We start from the raw sequence: 17,959 nt of genomic DNA, 5'->3' as shown, positions 1-17,959 counted from the left end.
TTCTATTTATTCGATCTCAATAATCAACTGCCCTTTATCCACGGTATCCCCTGTTTTCAGATGAATCGCTTTAACAATTCCCGCACCCTGTGCCAACAGTTGATTTTCCATTTTCATAGCGGAAAGTACCAATAAAGGTGTGCCATCCTGTATTTCCTGACCGGCTTCCACGAGCACGTTCAATATCAAACCGGGCATAGGCGCCAGAATGTTTTTGACCTTATTGGTGGTATTGGATAACAGGCCCATCTGTTCTACCAGTTGGTCGTACTTGTCCTTTATCGCAATGGTATATGTATTGCCGTTTACGGAGAGTTTAAGGGTTTTTGATTCAAAATCGGTCTCCAAGATGTGAACATTATAAGCGATATTGTTCTTTAATACATGATACCTGTTTCCAAGTTTTTTTTGAATATCCAAAACCTTTAGGTCATCATTGCCCACTTCAAATTCCGTGTCTTTTATTTTTACTAGGTACTTTTCCATGCGCTTATTATTGGTAGTTAAATTCGATGCCGCATTAAATCGCTCTTGTTATCCTATCTTTTTTACAGCTCTAATTTACGACCATAAAACCGATCCGTCAAACCTTGCGGTTGGGTTCGTCATTACTTTTCCTTAGGAATAAAGGCACATTCCCGAATCTATCAGTTTACAGAAACCAGCATACCATGAGCCATCTAATTTTATACTTCAACAAACACCCTGAAAACAGGGAGCTTTTACATTTTCGAATACTTTAATTTTGGCAACAAGTTAGTTAGGGTTACGTTATCCCTATACATATAAGAATACTTAACCGATTTAGGACCTTGGGCAAACCTATCTATTCATATAAAAACAATTGTGCCGTAAACATGCGAATGTACCTCGTACTAGTATTGGTTACAGGGTTTTACTGTATATCACAGCAGAGATTATTGGCACAGGACATCGTTAATTTCAAGGCTTTTGGGCATACGCCTAGTTTGATAAAGGATTCTTTATATGTTGCCCTGAACAATGTGGATTCCCCGGAACGCCAATTACCCGTTCTGTACGCTATTGGCGAAGAACATAAAAACTATGGCAATGCAGATTCCGTGGTACATTACGCACAACGGATGGCCAATATCCCAAACACATATAGCGAATTTGTTATGCCTCCGTTGTATGAAGCCCGCGCACAACTACTACTTGGCGAGGGAAAATATCTTAACGGGCTGTATGACTCCGCTTTGGAAGCTTTTCTAACCGGCCTGTCCGTAGTGGACGAGCCCAAAAACGAAGCTATAGTTAGGAGACTACAACTTGGTCTTGGCAAGGTATACCTACAGAAACATAGGTATGGAAAAGCGGAAGCGATGTTCCAAGAAGTTGCCCTCATTGCAGACGATGCGAGCCTTAAAGCGAAGGCCAAACTGTTTTTAGGCCGTAGTTTTTTTCAACAGGGAGACCTTGTGGCTGCCGCCCGATATTACGACGAAGCACAAGGGTCTTTAGACGAAAAATCCGGAACAAAGCTTAAGTTAGAAGTCCGGTTGGCCATGGCCGAACTAGCATTAAAGCAAAAGAATTACACCATCTCCCTACCTCTGTACGAGGAAATAATTAGAACAGGGCTAGAAGAAAATTATTTTGATGTATATACCGTTGCCGTTCAAGGATACGGAACGGCACAGCGCGAACTTGGTAATTTCGAGGTAGCGGAAATGACCTTGTCCACGGCCTACGCCAACGCGATGCAATGGAACCGCTTGGACCTTCAGAAGAAAATAGTGAACAGCCTTCGCCTTACGTATTCGGCCAAAGGGGATTTTGAGAACGCTTACAACCTTATGACCCAATTCACGGCTATATCCAACGAAATTATTGCACAGCAAAACAGTAAGGCCATTCAGGAACTGGAAATTAAATATCAGACCCTGCAAAAGGAAAACGAAATCTATGAGCTTAAGGAGGAACAAGCGGAAAAACAGAACGAGATCGAACGCCAAAAAACCATAAAAAAAGCAGTGCTCATCGGTTTTTTGGCATTGTTGATCCCCATTATTGCCCTACTTTATGTCTACTACCAAAAATTGCAGGCCCAAAGTGCCCTGAACAAACAGCAAGAAGAACTCAATGCCCAACGTATTAGTGGCCTTTTGAACGAGCAAGAGCTTAAACTTGCACGCACCTCCCTAGAGGCACAACAAGAGGAACGTGCCCGTATCGCCCAGCAACTGCATGATAGTATTGGAGGCAACTTGGCCGGGATAAAGCTACAAATGGCAAACATGGAGGACAAAAACAAGCTACAAAAGGGCATAATGAACCAAATCAACGAAACCTACGAATTGGTGCGCGAAATTTCGCATGACCTTACGCCGAAAAAATTCAATGAAAGTGCGTTTACTCTTCTGATAGCGGAGTATGTCGAAAAAATAAAGAACAGTTCAAAGATGGAAGTTACCTTTCAGGCGCATCCAAAAGAACGCATCAATAACTTGGGAGAGCCCCTAAAAGTAGTGCTCTACCAAGTGGTACAGGAGCTTTTTACGAATACCATAAAACACGCCAACGCCAAACAGGTAGAACTACATTTAACCGTACACAAAAATGTATTTCAATTATTGTTCGAAGACGATGGAGCCGGTTTTGAAGTGAAAAATACCCCAAACGGTATTGGATTATATAACATAAAAAACAGAATAGAGCAGTGGAACGGAAGCCTACTCGTAGATAGTGCATTAGGCCGTGGCACAGTAGTCACTATAGAAATACCAATAAAACATAAGCATGAAAACATATAAACTTATCATTGCGGACGACCATAAAATGTTCTTGGATGGCGTAATGAGTATCTTGGCACATAAAGACAATTATGAGGTTATCCTTACCGCAAATAACGGAAAGAACGTGGCCAAATACATAGACATTAATGCTAAGGACGGGATAGATTTAGTAATTACGGATGTAAACATGCCAGAGTACAACGGGATAGAACTCAACAAACACATCAAACAAAACCATCCCAAAATTAAAACCTTGGTGGTAAGTATGCTGCACGATGCCACGACGGTACAGACCTTGACAAAGGACAACGTAGACGGTTACATTCCAAAAAATGCTGAAAAGGACGAATTGCTGACCGCAATAGAGACGATCCTTAATGGGGACAAGTATTTTGCACAAGCTATCAAGGACGTCTATTTAAAAGGAATGTTTTCCAACGAACAAAGCTTGGAAGACTCCTTATCCAAAAGAGAAAAGGAAGTACTTACCTTAATTGCCAAGGAATTTACCACGCAAGAAATCGCGGACGAACTGTTCTTGAGCAAGCACACCATAGAAAGTTACCGAAAGAACCTCATCTCCAAACTAGACGTAAGAAACCTCGCCGGACTGACCAAATATGCCATAAAATTCGGCTTGTTGGATTAACAGTTTCCGATAACAGTTTCTTTAACGCAACGCCTTAGCATTTTCCCAAAACAGCAATCGGTCACAAATCCGTATTTGAGAAATGTGACCGATTGCTAATTTCAATGCTTTTCGATACAACTATCACCTAGAAGATTCAAAATATTTAGGGATTGTATCCCTATCACCCTACGATGTAATGCTCCTAATTTAAACATTTACGGTACCATACCCCTGTTTTCAGGGAACGTATTTCTACGGAAAACAGGGCTAAAAAAAATAGGTGTAGGCTGCATCTTTGCAGTATAAACATATAAAAACTTACATCATGATCAACGGAATTTTTTTAGTCTTGTTAAGTATTATCGCGGTACCCTCCCTTGTACTGTCCAAAAAACCAAATGCTAAAGAATTATTGGAGAAAATAGAGCCCTACCAAGGTTGGATAGGACTAATATTTTGCATCTTGGGTGTTTGGGGCATCATTACCAGTATTATAAACCTTGGCTGGTTAACTACTGCTCCAATATGGTGGATTACTCTAGCCGCTGGTAGTGTAGTCCAAGCCACATTAGGCTTCATGTTAGGCTCTGGTCTTATGAACAAACTTTTTATGGGTAAAAACCCAGAAGCGCAAAAAAGAGCGGCAGAACTTAGAAGTAAAATCGCACCAAAACAAGGAAAACTGGGTATTCTTGGCCTTGCAGTGGGGGTATGGATGATCGTTGCCTCCTTTCTTTTCACTATTTCCTAATCCTAAAACACAGAAAGCATGAAAAAAACAATGACCCTAATAGTATTGTTCGCCGCCATAATTGGCAATGCACAGACAAAAGAGACACAAAGAACCACCACAGTTATGGGGAGCGCTACCTTAGAAAGAGAAGTAACCGCCTATAAAATAAAGGTTACCTTGAATATGGATCAGGTATATTATGCAGACCCACAATGCAAAACCTTGGAAGAATTTAAGGACAAATATTACGCCGCGCTTACAAGAGAAGGATTTGACCCTTCCCAGTTGGTTGAAAAGAAAATGGAGTTTATGACCTTGGGATACCAAAAAGAAGGTACTATACTTCAATTAGAAACTACCTCCAAAGAGATGGCGGAAAAATTGATGAAGGTAAGATTAAATGGTGTTTCACTACAGTTTAACACAAAAAATACCCTCACGGCCGCCAAGAGGAGTCTAGCGAGAAAAGAGGCTTTGGAAGATGCCAGGACCCATGCGGAAGAACTTTGTAAAATTGCCGGAAAATCTTTAGGAGAAATCGTGTATATAAGTGAAAATACGCCAGTAACGGGAATCTGGAAAAGCTATTATGATTCTTATGAAGAGTATTTTAGTATTACCGTGGGCTATCAAATGAAATAATACAGTGTTGGTTGTTTTTGGGCCCGGGAAGAAACTATTTGGGTTTTTTCCGGGTCTTTTGTTTTAATATGGGCAACAATACAAAACTATCCTAAGCGATATTAAACCAATTTAAGTTTTGAATGTGATATTGAAAATTTGAATTATTTTTTTCTCAGTTTAGGAATGAAATCTAAGCATAGCATTAGCTATGGTTCTATTTTATGACGACAAATGAGTAAAAAAGAAACTTATTTTATGCGACATCTAGAATTTAAATTGGTATTAATGGGGCAGTTACCATATTCTTTAGTGGTTTGTAGCTGCATCCAAACAATTAATTTAGCGTTACCGCATAATTAAAAGTAACACCAAAAAAATCATTTATTTTTCAAGTAATATTAAATTAAGGTGTTTTCCTTTCAATGTGGTATTTTAGGGAAAAAATTGATAGTTGTAAATTACCCCTAAACTTTTAAAACTATATGCCCAGTATCTCAAAAAGTGCCATTGCCACTGGTGATGGTAAATTTATCGTAGACCAAGTAATCGTAGCCGACCCAGGGCCGGACGAAGTACTGGTACAAATGAAGGCTGCTGGACTATGCCATACCGATCACGATTCCCTTTCTTGGGGCAAGCCCATTGTTATGGGACACGAAGGTGCAGGAATTGTAGGTGCCATTGGAAAAGACGTGCTACATGTAGCCGTAGGCGATAGCGTAATCCTTAATTGGGCTACACCTTGCAACAACTGTTTTCAGTGTAACCGAGGAAACGAACATATCTGCGAAAATAATTCCCCTGTAGTGGCCGGTGCCAACGGATACACCCAAGGACACGCGCATTTAGAAGGCACAACATATAAGGGCAGTCCTATAGAACGGTCCTTTAATATAGGTACCTTGTCCGAATATACCTTGGTAAAAGCATCCGCAGTGGTCAAAAATCCGCTGAAGACCATTTCCTTTGCCGCGGCAAGTATTATCAGCTGTGGGGTAATGACGGGCTACGGTTCCGTTATCAATATCGCAAAAGTCACTGCTGGCAGTTCCATAGTGGTGCTTGGAACGGGCGGGGTGGGCCTTAGCGTGGTACAGGGAGCCAAAATAAGTAAGGCCGATAAAATTATTGCCATAGACATCAACGAAAAACGTCTTGCTATGGCAAAACAATTCGGTGCAACACATACCATCCTGGCCCATAAGAACGATAAAGGTTTATTAAAAGCGGCCTTGAAGGTGAAAAAACTAACCGAGGGCCGAGGGGCCGATTATGCCTTTGAGTGTACAGCCGTACCGGAACTGGGTGCCGCGCCGTTGGCCATGGTCCGCAACGCGGGCACGGCCGTACAGGTAAGTGGCATAGAGCAGGAAATCCCTTTTGATATGAACCTTTTTGAATGGGACAAAATTTATATCAATCCGCTTTATGGCGGTTGCCGACCCCAACAGGATTTTCCAAAAATATTGGAGCGCTACGCCTCCGGAGCTTTGCAACTGGAAGAAATGATTACAAAAACCTATACCTTGGAAGAGCTGCCCTTGGCCTTTGACGACATGCTCTCCGGTAAAAATGCCAAGGGTGTCATCCTTTTTTAAATGGAAAAACAGTTTAGAACTACCGAAATATCAAATCCTACTTTTGAGAGCAATAACCTCCGTTTTATTACGGTAAAGAGCAATAACCTCAAAGGCAGGGGCGATATCTGCGTTTTTGTGCCGCCGTTGGCCAATCTGGCAAATATACCTTTGGCCATTTTACTGCACGGTGTTTACGGCAGTGCCTGGTCATGGTCGCAACAAGGTGGCGTACACCATACGGCATGGGAACTGATGCAAAAAGGGGCCATAGGGCCCATGGTCATCGCCATGCCCTCGGACGGACTCTGGGGAGACGGGTCGGGTTATCTACCCCATCACCAACGGGACTTTGAGAAATGGATCGTGGACGATGTTCCTACTGCCGTGCGCCAGAACATTTCAATGGTCGGCGATATGTCCCCGGTTTATATTTCGGGACTTTCCATGGGCGGCTTCGGAGCCCTGAGATTAGGACTTAAATACCCTGAAAAGTTCCAAGCGATTTCTGCCCATTCTTCCATTACCCATCTAGACCAAATGGCACTTTTTGTAGCGGAAAACTTATCGGGATACACGCAAAGCCATAGTAGCGAACATTCCGTATTGGGAATACTGGACAAGCAATCGGGCACATTACCTAAAATCAGATTCGATTGTGGTACGGAAGACCTTTTGCTGGAACACAACAGAACCCTGCACCAAGCTCTTAAACAACGTAAGGTTCCACATATTTATGAGGAATTTAAAGGTGGACATGAATGGTCCTATTGGCAAAATCATGTAAAAGACAGTTTGCTTTTTTTTAATCCAACATAAAGTATAGTGCTATCGATATGCCGATTTTATTCTTTATCCGCCACATTGTATTTACCATCAGTTTGTGTAAACAGAATAAAAAAAGTTAATATGCCCTTCATTTTAAGAAATAAGGCCCTTTATTAAAAATCTAATCCTTCTTCTTATAAAAATCGACCGTTCTCCCTTTGAAATTACAATAGATAAGATTAAACCCAAATTACGCATTAAAAAAACCATTACAATTCCGAGCTACTGCGAATACTACCCCCGCGCTACTTTTTTACGATGTAACCATAGCGGTGCTATCCTAAAATCGATACAACCCCAGATTTCATTGTATTTCGAAGCTTCTTAACGAACGATCCAAAACATAATTTGGGCTAACTTGTGTACTTCTTTTTCGCACAAAAAAAGGATGTTCGCATAGCAAACATCCTTTCTAAAACACCTTATTAAGAATTTTATTTGACTATAATAAATTCTGACCTTCTGTTCAATTCATGCTGTGCTTTGCCACATTCGATTGAATTTTCTGCGGAATTACCACAGTTGTTCGTCAATTGTGTTTCCCCATATCCCTTAGCTGAAAGCCTTGACGAGTCTATTCCCATATCTATGAGGTAACTACGTGTAGCCTGAGCTCTTTTTTCAGATAAACTTAAGTTGTAATAATCATTACCACGGCTATCTGTATGCGAACCTATTTCTATATTAACTTCTGGATATTCGTTCATGAACGCTACAATCTTATCCAGCTCCAACGCAGCATCTGGTCTTATGTTTGATTTATCAAAATCAAAGTAGATCATAGGCATATTTAAATACTTCGCTACATCTTCACCTAAGCCAACTTTATTGGCTTTAGGTGCCAGAAGGAATTCTAAGGTAATCCCATTTTTATTTGGCGTAAACGACCTACCACCTACTTCATATTCAGCTAAAGTAATAACGGTAGAAAGTTCTTTTGTTGTGCTTTTAAAAGGAATATTAAAATATCCTGTTTCATCTGTCTTAGCGGTAGCAATTATGCTGCCTTCGATATTTTTTATTTCTACGGTTGCATTGGGAAGGATGGCACCATTTTCAAGATTCTTTACTACCCCGTCCAAGGTAGACTCAAATTCAAAATTAAGATCTTTGGTTTCCTTAAACGAATAAATATCATCGTCCCCTTTTCCCTCTTTTCTATTCGAGGCAAAATAGCCAGTTTTCGATGTTTCGTTGAAGATAAAAGAAAAGTCATCTTCGGGCGTATTTATTGGGCTACCCAGATTAATTACGGTACTGATTTCCGAATCTTCCAAATTGGCAGCAAAAATATCTAAGCCTCCTAGGCCAGGATGTCCGTCCGATGCAAAATAAAGTATATTCGCTTCGGTTACAAATGGAAACGTTTCGCGAGACTCCGTATTAATACCTGGACCTAGGTTCTTTGGTGGCCCAAAGCTTCCATCGGTATTTATCTCAACGACAAAAATATCAGATGCTCCAAGGGTACCCTCCATATCCGAGGCAAAATATAATTTGCTTTCATCAGCGTTCAAGGCTGGGTGGGCTACGGAGTAATTTTCCCCGTTAAAAGGAAGTTCCTCTATATTGGACCATTCACCATTCTTTAATTTGGACCTATAAATTTTTAGCCTACTCACTCCCTCGTCATCTCTGGAAAATTTTCCATTTTTGGAATTATTCCTTGTAAAGTACATCGTGTTTCCGTCCTTAGTGAACGCTGTTGAAGATTCGTGGGTTTTTTTGTTTAACAGGCCACTTAATTGTTTGGGATTGCTAAGTTCTCCGTTTTCGGAAATATCAGCACTGTATAAATTTAAAAATGATTTGTTGTTCCAATTGTGGATTCGTTTCGCAAATAGACCACTGTCCCTTGCCGTAGAAAAAATGAGCTGTTTACCATTCAAGGAAGGCGCAAAATCTGACGAACTTGAGTTGATATCTAAATTTTTGATCTTATATCTCCCCGAATTTTCTTTAATTGTTTTCAAGTAATCATCATTATTAATGTACTTTGATAGTCTATTATCTTTTTCTTTAGCCAATTCCAGTTTTTTCATCCATTTGTCGGATTCGGCATAGTTCTCAATGGATTTTAAACTTTGAGCATATCGGTATAGGTATTCCGATGCTACCTCCGGGTTTTCCAGATCAAAGAGTTTTCCATACCATTTGGCCGCGTCTTGATAGTTGGCGTTAAAATAATTGGCGTTACCTAGGTTTTTGAATATTTCCAGATCTGTAAACCCTTGTTCCAACAAGCTTTCATAACTTTCTATAGCTTCTGCGTAAGCATATTTATTAAAATTATCGGTTACTTTTTGCACCTTCTTTTCTTGCCCTACAATAGAAGAACAGGTAAGAAGAAGCGTGTATATCGTTATCGTTGCTGTTATTTTTTGTATAAAGGTCATGTTAAAAGAATCTCGGGGTTAATACTTTATTATATCTTGTTTTGAACTCATATCTGAGAAAAACCTCAAAGGAACCGTCGTTAAATGCCGTATTCCCCAATTGTGTTGTTTCTTTGTCGTAGGCGAGACCGACCATAAACTGGTCGGAAACCTGCATGCCGACCAGGGCACTTAATGCCGCGCTCCAACGGTAGGCCGCTCCAAATGAAAACTTATCCCTTAAAAGAAATGTTGCCGATAGGTCTGCTTGTAACGGTGCTCCCTGTACCGCTTTCAATAAAATGGCGGGCTTAAACTTCAAGTCCCTGTTCATGTCAAAAACATAACCGGAAATCAAATAGAGGTTCAACCGTTCCCGTGCCAGGGCAGAAGTACCACCAGCAGCCCCTGACCGATCAAAATGTTCGGTTTCCAAGAAATTGGGCACCGAAAGTCCTGCATAGAATTTATTAGTATGATAATACACCCCTGCACCAAAGTTGGGAGAGAATTTTTTATCGATATTCACAGGGGCAACCGCCGCTCCTTGAGCTCCATAATTCCGGAGCTGGTTAAAATCTATATTTAAAAAATGACCTCCCGCTTTTAATCCAAAAGAGAGTTTTCCGTTTTCAGACGTTGGTACCGTATAGGAGAATACCCCATCAAAATAAGTATCCTGATTGGTACCGTTCCCTATCTCGTCATTTACGATAGAAAGACCTATACCTACCCGTTTAGATACAGGTGTATGGAAGTTAAAGGTTTGAGTGGTAGGAGCACCATCCAAACCAACCCATTGCGAACGGTGTAAAGCAGCTATGCTGAACACCCCTCTGGAACCGGCGTAGGCAGGATTCACCGCCATGGTATTGTACATGTATTGCGTGTATTGCGCATCTTGCTGGGCCATTAGTCCTCCAAAGGACAAGAAGGTTAGCAGCAGTGTTGTATAGATATAATTTTTCATGATATTATTTTCTTTTATGGATATGCTGTTCATTATCTGTTGATGTATAAGTAACCGGATTTGGATTTACCTTGTCCGGTATCCCTATAGTTGATAATATAATAGTATACCCCTACTGGTAACTCTTCGTTAACTTTGACAGTAGCTCTACCATTGGAAACACCTTTAAACGCATTGGATATGTTGTCATAGCCATTAGTTTCAAAGACCTTTACGCCCCATCTGTTGTAGATTTCCACGGTATTGTCAGGGAACTGCTCTATGTTTCTAATAATGAACGTACTATTGTTCACATTCGGGTCAACCATGTCGTTTTCGATTTCAATATCACAAATGGTTCCGGTGGGAGGTGTTCCTCCATTAGAACTGCAAGGTTCCAAAGGATCAGTGGTATCCGATACCTCTTGTCCGTCATTGATACCGTCACCATCCGTATCCGGATTATTAGGGTCGGTACCCGCCGTGGCTTCCTCTGCATTGGTCAAGCCATCAGAATCGCAATCACTTGTTCCCAATGGTGTGCCATCTACCGAATCACAATCGTCCAACGGATTGGTTCCGTCTAGCACTTCTTGGCCATCGGAAATGCCATCGCCATCCGTATCCGCATTATTTGGATCCGTACCCAAAGTAACTTCCTCGGCATCTGTTAGCCCATCACCATCCGTATCGCAACGTGTATTTGCGTTATCCGGGTCACATGGGTTTAATGGATCGGAGCCATTGGTGATTTCATCGCCGTCGCTGACACCATCGCCATCCGTATCCGGATTGTTAGGATCCGTGCCCGCAATGTTTTCCTCAGCATTGGTCAACCCATCGTTATCACAATCGACGGTTTCAATAGGCGTACCTCCAACGGAACTGCAAGAATCGTTAGGATCTGTACCGTCCAAGGCTTCCTGACCATCGTTGATGCCATCACCGTCCGTATCGGCTAGATCAGGATCTGTAGTAATCCCTGCTGGATTTGCAGGAGTTGAAGGGTCATCTACACCTGTAGTTTCCTCATCATTGGTTAAACCATCATTATCACAATCAGCAGTTCCCAACGGTATTCCGCCAATAGAACTACAAGAATCGTTAGGATCTGTCCCATCCAAGGCTTCCTGTCCATCGGAAATACCATCTCCATCCGTATCCACTACATTAGGATCGGTTATATTCCCGTTAGGGTTTCCTGGTGTGGAAGGGTCGTCCACACCTGTAGTTTCCTCATCGTTCGTTAAACCATCATTATCACAATCTGCAATTCCCGACGGTATTCCACCAATAGAACTACAGGAATCGTTAGGATCTGTACCGTCCAAAGCCTCTTGGCCATCGTTGATACCATCACCATCCGTATCCTCATTTGCTGGATCCGTGGTTTGTCCGTTTGGATTTGCCGCTGTGGATGGGTCGTCCACACCTGTTGTTTCCTCGTCGTTCGTTAAACCATCATTATCACAATCTGCAGTTCCTAATGGTGTACCACCGATAGAACTACAAGAATCGTTAGGGTCTGTACCGTCCAAAGCCTCTTGGCCATCGTTGATACCATCACCATCCGTATCTTCATCTGCCGGATTTGTTAATTCTCCGTTTGGATCTGCCGGTGTCGAAGGATCATCCACACCTGTGGTTTCCTCTGCATAGGTAAGTCCATCACCATCACAATCACTAGTAGCTACCGGTCTCCAATCTGCATCGGATATGGGAATGCAAGGATCGTTTGGTGCCGGATCAACACCATCACAAATATTATCACCATCTGTATCTACACATGAAGGTATAGTTATGAACACTGTTGCCGTAGCACATACGGTACCGTTACAAACTTGATATGTTACCGTTACCGTAGAATTATCTTCGGCGGGTATGGCCGTATACGTAAGTTCTCCTGTAGCTTGGTCAAAAGTAACCGTACCTGCTGCAGTACCTCCTGTAATAGTTACGCTACTGCCATTTAGGAAATCATCATTAAATAAGATATCCAAGGTTTTAGGTATACCAACGTCTGCGGTAGTATTATCGTCCACTGCCGTTGCTACCGTTGGGTTAGGATCTGTTCCGTTAGGATTACCGTCTCCATCACAATCACTGGTAGCCAATGGCGTACCACCGATAGAATCACAATCGTTATTTGGATCAGTACCGTCCAAAGCTTCTTGCCCGTCGGATATACCATCTCCATCCGAATCCGGATTGCTTGGATCTGTTAGTTCTCCATTTGGATTCGATGGAGTCGTAAGGTCATCTACCCCCGTAGTTTCCTCGTTATTTGTTAGTCCGTCGTTATCACAATCTGCGGTTCCTAATGGCGTACCACCGATAGAACTACAGGAATCGTTAGGATCTGTACCGTCCAAGGCTTCCTGACCATCGTTGATGCCATCACCGTCCGTATCCTCATTTGTTGGATCTGTTGCTTCACCGTTTGGATTTGCCGCTGTGGATGGGTCGTCTACACCTGTTGTTTCCTCATCATTGGTTAAACCATCATTATCACAATCAGCAGTTCCTAACGGTATTCCGCCAATAGAACTACAGGAATCGTTAGGATCTGTACCGTCCAAAGCTTCCTGGCCATCGTTGATGCCATCGCCGTCCGTATCCTCATTTGCTGGATCCGTGGTTTGTCCGTTTGGATTTGCCGCTGTGGATGGGTCGTCCACACCTGTTGTTTCCTCGTCATTTGTTAAACCATCATTATCACAATCTGCGGTTCCCAACGGTGTACCACCGATAGAACTACAGGAATCGTTAGGGTCTGTACCGTCCAAGGCTTCCTGGCCATCGTTGATACCGTCGCCATCCGTATCCTCATTTGCTGGATCCGTGGTTTGTCCGTTTGGATTTGCCGCTGTGGATGGGTCGTCTACACCTGTTGTTTCCTCGTCATTTGTTAGTCCGTCGTTATCACAATCGCTGTTTCCTAGTGGAGTCCCACCAACGGAATCACAGTCGTTGTTCGGGTCTGTTCCGTCCAAAGCTTCTTGTCCGTCGGAGATACCATCTCCATCGGTGTCTTCATCCATTGGATCTGTAGTAATCCCTGCTGGATTTGCAGGAGTTGAAGGGTCATCTACACCCGTAATTTCCTCATCATAGGTTAAGCCGTCATTATCACAATCACTGGTACCTACTGGTATCCAATTAGGATCGGACATTGGGGCACAGGGGTCGTTTGGTGCGCTATCATCAACATCACATATATTATCACCGTCTGTATCTACACAGGCCGGTATGGTAATATTAACCGTGGCATTGGCACAAACGGTACCGTTACAAACTTGATATGTTACCGTTACCGTAGAATTGTCTTCCGCGGCTATAGCTGTATAGGTCAGTTCACCTGTTGCTTGATCTACGGTTATCGTACCTGCTGCGGTGCCGCCTGTAACCGTTATTATACTGCCAGCAGCAAAATCATCATTGAATAAAATGTCAATTGTTTTTAGAACACCCACGTCTGCCGTAGTATTGTCGTCTACTGCGGTAGGGGTATCGGGATTTGGATCCGAACTGGTAGGATTACCATCGCCGTCGCAATCGCTTGTAGGTAATGGTGTTCCTCCGTTAGAACTACAATCATCGTTAGGATCTGTACCGTCCAGGGCTTCTTGTCCATCTGAAATACCATCACCATCCGTATCTATAAGATTGGGGTCGGTGGTTTCGCCATTTGGATTTGCCGGTGTGGATGGGTCGTCCACGCCTGTTGTTTCCTCGTCGTTCGTTAAACCGTCGTTATCACAATCTGCGGTTCCCAATGGGGTGCCACCTACAGAACTACATGAATCGTTAGGATCTGTACCGTCCAAGGCTTCCTGGCCATCGTTGATGCCATCGCCGTCCGTATCCTCATTTGTTGGATCTGTTGTTTCACCGTTTGGATTTGCCGCTGTGGATGGGTCGTCTACGCCTGTTGTTTCCTCGTCATTGGTTAATCCGTCACCATCATCGTCACATCCACCTCCGGTAATCGCTGCATCCCCAGCGCCAAGTCTGGCTTGACCAGATCCAGCTACCAGCGGTATTCCTGTAATTGGATCTACTCCCCCGGTAAGCCTTCCGTTCGCATCCAAGTCGTTTTGACCAAAACCGCCATCGCCCTCTAGAGCATCCTCACAAGCATCCGTATCCGAACTGTTATCTTGAAAATCCGGTATACCATCCGCATCCGAATCACAAATGATCTGTGTAACGGTAATATCATCAAGGGCTAAATCGTTACCACTACCACCACTGGCATTGTTGGTAAGTACAAGCTGTATTTGAGTATTATTTCCTGGATTAACAGCTATATTATAATTGTTCCACATTCCGTTTTCCGGTATATCACCCGTACTAACAGCAGCACCTATTTGTGCTCCGGCCATTGTTTCTATGCTTAGTGATATATTGGGAAGTATTAAATTATTACCTGGGTTAATTACATTTAGCAACCATAGGTTTACATCAACTAATTTATTTGGGTCTACGGTTATGGTGCGTCTGTAAAACTCGTCTGCCGCAAAAGAAGCGTTAACTATCATCATCCGTCCGCCTGGGTTACCTGTGTGGTCCCCTTGTGTAGTCCAATCAGCTGCATTTGATGTATCGGGATTTGGAAATTGTGCAACGGCATATTCCCCATCATTTAAAATAGTACTGCCAGGCAGCACGGAACAAGTAGTGTTCCCGGACCCATCTTCATAACAGTAATTGGTAAACGGAGTTGTTGTTTTTGCACCCGTTCCAAAATCATCAAAAATAAGTGTGTTGCTAATACCTGTTGGACATTCCCCAAATTCGACCGTATCTAAAATTCCATCATTATCATCATCCAGATCACATCCGTCCGGTACCCCGTCCAAGTCATTGTCAACATTATCATCAAAACCATCACAGATATCCGATGCATTTGGTACACCATCAGCATCACAGTCTCCTGTTGGTAATGGAGTTCCTCCAATTGAGCTACAATCGTCCAATGGATTGGTGCCATCTATTGCTTCTTGAGCATCACTGATACCGTCGTTATCATCATCCGGATCTGTACTATCCGGAATACCGTCTCCATCGGCGTCGCTTTGTATGGTAACATCTTCATCGGTATCGTCTACGATGGTGTTAACCTCGGAACCCGATTCATCAAAAGTAGCGGATATGGAATTGGTTACCGTAATGTCCGAAGGAACACTATTTGCCGTAGCCGTAAGCTCCAATGTAAAGAATTGTCCGCGCTGCATCGTTCCTATGGTCCAATTAGGTTCGGAGAAGGTACCCGCATCGGTGGTAGCACTCACAAAAGAAAACTCGGAAGGTAAAACATCGGTGATAACCACGTTATTTATAGCGTTAAAACCTAAATATTCTGCTGTAATGGTAAACGTAACATCATTGCCCGCAATAACAGGATCCACATCGTCTACCTTAGTCAATACCAATTCCGGTGCACAACTGTACACAGACAGTATGGCAGAGTCATAAGTACATCCACCTTTTGTTACTCTTACAAAATAGGCTCCCGGGGTTGCCGGTGTAAACGAACTAGCAGTTTGGCCTGTAAGAACAGTACCGTCCTGAAACCATTGATAAGCGTCAAAACCTCCTGTTGCCTCAAAAACATCCGCTGGTAGGCAGCCGCCTCCGGTAACATCCAACTCAACAACGGGAACGGTATCAAAACCAGAAAAGTAGCCGGCAATTCCAGCGTTCCCACTTGCGCCTAAAAAACCTACAGCTATAGGGCCTGTAGAATTCACAGAAACATTACCGGTAAGTCCACTTACGAAAAATGTCTTCCATTCCGAAGTCCCTGCAACGGCAGCTGCCGCTGGCAGGGCCACACTGCCAGTACCATCGGTTACCGTAATATTGGCGTCCGGTGTTGCAGTAGACGCTACGATGGTTACACCACCATCAAAATTTAATCCGTCTACATCCCTAATGTCAGGAATATTACTAAGTATGCTTGGCAGTAAACAGTTTACCGGTGCAATAAAATTTAGTCCTAAGGTCTGTATTCCCGATGCTCCCGTCAAACATTGATACGCATAAGCCTCTTTGGAAGTTGTTACGAACATGTTGGCTCCTGCGGTATTGGAAGAATAGTTACTTCCCGGCACTTCAAAATACTCCCCTTCATTTATGGTGGCTATGGGTGTTGTTGATCCGTTAACAAAAATATCCGTATTGTTCTGTGTACCAATGATAATAGGGAATTCCGTTTCATTGTTTGTTTGTCCATTTCCGCGAATAAAAACATACTCCCTACCTAAAACATTCTCAGGAACAGGTTGGTCAATGGCCGCATCTCTGGAGCCGGATGTTGTCCGTATCCCAACATTAAGACCTCCATTACTGATTACAATTTTCTTATCCGATTTTATCGAAGCGCCCAACCAACCGTCAATATTGGCCGTAGTCTGATTTTTCGCAGCCTCTAACACATAGGTCTGACCAGCATTTAAGGTTATTTGAATAGCATCTGATGTAATACCACCGCGGTTACTACCTAATCTAAATTCACAATTAGGGTCGTAACCGAAAATATCTACGGTCGTATTGTCCTCCGTGGCCATGATGCCCAGGGTCGAAGTTAAATTACCGTTATTGGCTCTGTTCGGAATACCGCCCCATTTAAAGCTTGTTCCGGCGGCCGCACGACCTTTAGATGTCAAGGAAGTTCCTTGTGCTCCTGAACGCCCTCGGTAATTTACATAGAATTTTTCGCCTCCCGGAGCTTCAAAACGAAGTCCACTGGTACTTAGCACAATACCCGTATTAGTTTCATCAACGAGACTAATATTATTATCTCCGTCCGAAACATCATATTGCCCCGAAGCTGCATTGGAGATGGACAAGGTTGCAACTGGAGTAGTTCCGGTACCTTGATATACGTTTACATTAAACGCAGTGGTTTCCGGGGTAGACAGATAGAACGCCTGTTGTACAATTGCCTGATTATTTGCAACCTGTTTTAACGGTGGTAAATAATGGACATCGCTTAGTTGGGCGTGGGTTTTTAATAATCCTGTGAACAGAATTACCGCTAAAACAAAAAGTGTGTGTACGGAATTACGATTAAAAATCGTGGTTGGGGAGACTTCTTTCATACTTTGGTTAATGGTTTGTATTTAGACTATACTGCTGGTCAGCAATAGTATTTTTTATGATAAAGCTCATGCCGTTTACAAAAAATGCAAGTGCATGATTGTTTATATCGATAGATTCTTCTTATAAATTAGAACCACTTATTTGTTTTGGTCACTATTTTTTTTTATTTATTTAAACAATAAAAAGGTTAGATAACCCGATCTTGGATAACAAAACTGAAACCTTATGTGGCCAACATACTTAAGGAAGGACTTTGGGGGAAACAGTAATTCGCCAATACTTACAGGTAAAGATCGATGAAATGCACGTCTAAAAGGAAATTTTGTTGTCAACTACATAAAACTGTAGACGAATTAAGGCGGTTTTGTAGTCGGGCAAA

General features: G+C 42.6%; 10 protein-coding genes. 6 read left to right on the top strand and 4 right to left on the bottom strand.

The features are described from left to right. Positions 1 to 6: 6 nt before the first annotated feature. Entirely contained in the window at positions 7 to 486 is a 480-nt protein-coding gene (locus ACFQZJ_RS01540) for an acetyl-CoA carboxylase biotin carboxyl carrier protein subunit (protein WP_379931803.1), read from the bottom strand. Between the two features lie 377 nt (positions 487 to 863). On the opposite strand from ACFQZJ_RS01540, the gene ACFQZJ_RS01535 reads away from it, so the two are divergent. The 6 genes from ACFQZJ_RS01535 to ACFQZJ_RS01510 all read left to right on the top strand — a co-directional run bounded on the left by ACFQZJ_RS01535 (position 864) and on the right by ACFQZJ_RS01510 (position 7,140). Then, complete coding sequence (locus tag ACFQZJ_RS01535; protein ID WP_379931802.1) at positions 864 to 2,774, top strand: tetratricopeptide repeat-containing sensor histidine kinase; 1,911 nt, start codon at positions 864 to 866, stop codon at positions 2,772 to 2,774. Continuing rightward, positions 2,761 to 3,405, top strand: coding sequence for a response regulator (locus tag ACFQZJ_RS01530; RefSeq protein ID WP_379931801.1), 645 nt, complete (start codon positions 2,761 to 2,763; stop codon positions 3,403 to 3,405). The genes ACFQZJ_RS01535 and ACFQZJ_RS01530 overlap by 14 nt, the downstream gene beginning before the upstream one ends. 307 nt (positions 3,406 to 3,712) lie before the next feature. Continuing rightward, complete coding sequence (locus tag ACFQZJ_RS01525; RefSeq protein ID WP_379931800.1) at positions 3,713 to 4,138, top strand: hypothetical protein; 426 nt, start codon at positions 3,713 to 3,715, stop codon at positions 4,136 to 4,138. A gap of 18 nt (positions 4,139 to 4,156) precedes the next feature. Then, entirely contained in the window at positions 4,157 to 4,762 is a 606-nt protein-coding gene (locus tag ACFQZJ_RS01520; RefSeq protein ID WP_379931799.1) for an SIMPL domain-containing protein, read from the top strand. 464 nt (positions 4,763 to 5,226) lie between these two features. Continuing rightward, on the top strand, positions 5,227 to 6,342 hold the full coding sequence (locus tag ACFQZJ_RS01515; protein ID WP_379931798.1) for a Zn-dependent alcohol dehydrogenase: 1,116 nt from the start codon (positions 5,227 to 5,229) through the stop codon (positions 6,340 to 6,342). Beyond that, positions 6,343 to 7,140: an alpha/beta hydrolase gene (locus ACFQZJ_RS01510; protein ID WP_379931797.1), complete on the top strand. Its 798-nt coding sequence runs from the start codon at positions 6,343 to 6,345 to the stop codon at positions 7,138 to 7,140. 443 nt (positions 7,141 to 7,583) lie between these two features. On the opposite strand, the gene ACFQZJ_RS01505 is transcribed toward ACFQZJ_RS01510, so the two are convergent. Genes ACFQZJ_RS01505 through ACFQZJ_RS01495 form a run of 3 tightly spaced genes read right to left on the bottom strand, consistent with a single transcriptional unit; the run spans position 7,584 to position 17,579 of the window. Further along, positions 7,584 to 9,545 carry an OmpA family protein gene (locus ACFQZJ_RS01505; RefSeq protein ID WP_379931795.1) on the bottom strand — a complete coding sequence of 654 codons (1,962 nt, stop codon included), beginning with the start codon at positions 9,543 to 9,545 and terminating at the stop codon, positions 7,584 to 7,586. A gap of 1 nt (position 9,546) precedes the next feature. Further along, positions 9,547 to 10,494 carry a PorP/SprF family type IX secretion system membrane protein gene (locus ACFQZJ_RS01500; RefSeq protein ID WP_379931794.1) on the bottom strand — a complete coding sequence of 316 codons (948 nt, stop codon included), beginning with the start codon at positions 10,492 to 10,494 and terminating at the stop codon, positions 9,547 to 9,549. A 32-nt stretch (positions 10,495 to 10,526) separates the two neighbouring features. Further along, complete coding sequence (locus ACFQZJ_RS01495) at positions 10,527 to 17,579, bottom strand: T9SS type B sorting domain-containing protein (protein WP_379931793.1); 7,053 nt, start codon at positions 17,577 to 17,579, stop codon at positions 10,527 to 10,529. Between the last annotated feature and the right edge of the window lie 380 nt (positions 17,580 to 17,959).

Source organism: Maribacter chungangensis (assembly GCF_042676845.1).
GTDB classification, from domain to species: Bacteria; Bacteroidota; Bacteroidia; order Flavobacteriales; family Flavobacteriaceae; genus Maribacter; species Maribacter chungangensis.
Note: the sequence above shows the minus strand (reverse complement) of the source record. Positions and strands in the feature narration are given on the sequence as shown.

Excerpts from the sequence above, each read along its gene's own strand:
- ACFQZJ_RS01525 (WP_379931800.1), top strand. The coding sequence starts at position 3,713 with ATGATCAACGGAATTTTTTTAGTCTTGTTAAGTATTATCGCGGTACCC.
- ACFQZJ_RS01535 (WP_379931802.1), top strand. The coding sequence starts at position 864 with ATGTACCTCGTACTAGTATTGGTTACAGGGTTTTACTGTATATCACAG.
- ACFQZJ_RS01530 (WP_379931801.1), top strand. The coding sequence starts at position 2,761 with ATGAAAACATATAAACTTATCATTGCGGACGACCATAAAATGTTCTTG.
- ACFQZJ_RS01515 (WP_379931798.1), top strand. The coding sequence starts at position 5,227 with ATGCCCAGTATCTCAAAAAGTGCCATTGCCACTGGTGATGGTAAATTT.
- ACFQZJ_RS01520 (WP_379931799.1), top strand. The coding sequence starts at position 4,157 with ATGAAAAAAACAATGACCCTAATAGTATTGTTCGCCGCCATAATTGGC.
- ACFQZJ_RS01500 (WP_379931794.1), bottom strand. The coding sequence starts at position 10,494 with ATGAAAAATTATATCTATACAACACTGCTGCTAACCTTCTTGTCCTTT.
- ACFQZJ_RS01495 (WP_379931793.1), bottom strand. The coding sequence starts at position 17,579 with ATGAAAGAAGTCTCCCCAACCACGATTTTTAATCGTAATTCCGTACAC.
- ACFQZJ_RS01510 (WP_379931797.1), top strand. The coding sequence starts at position 6,343 with ATGGAAAAACAGTTTAGAACTACCGAAATATCAAATCCTACTTTTGAG.
- ACFQZJ_RS01540 (WP_379931803.1), bottom strand. The coding sequence starts at position 486 with ATGGAAAAGTACCTAGTAAAAATAAAAGACACGGAATTTGAAGTGGGC.
- ACFQZJ_RS01505 (WP_379931795.1), bottom strand. The coding sequence starts at position 9,545 with ATGACCTTTATACAAAAAATAACAGCAACGATAACGATATACACGCTT.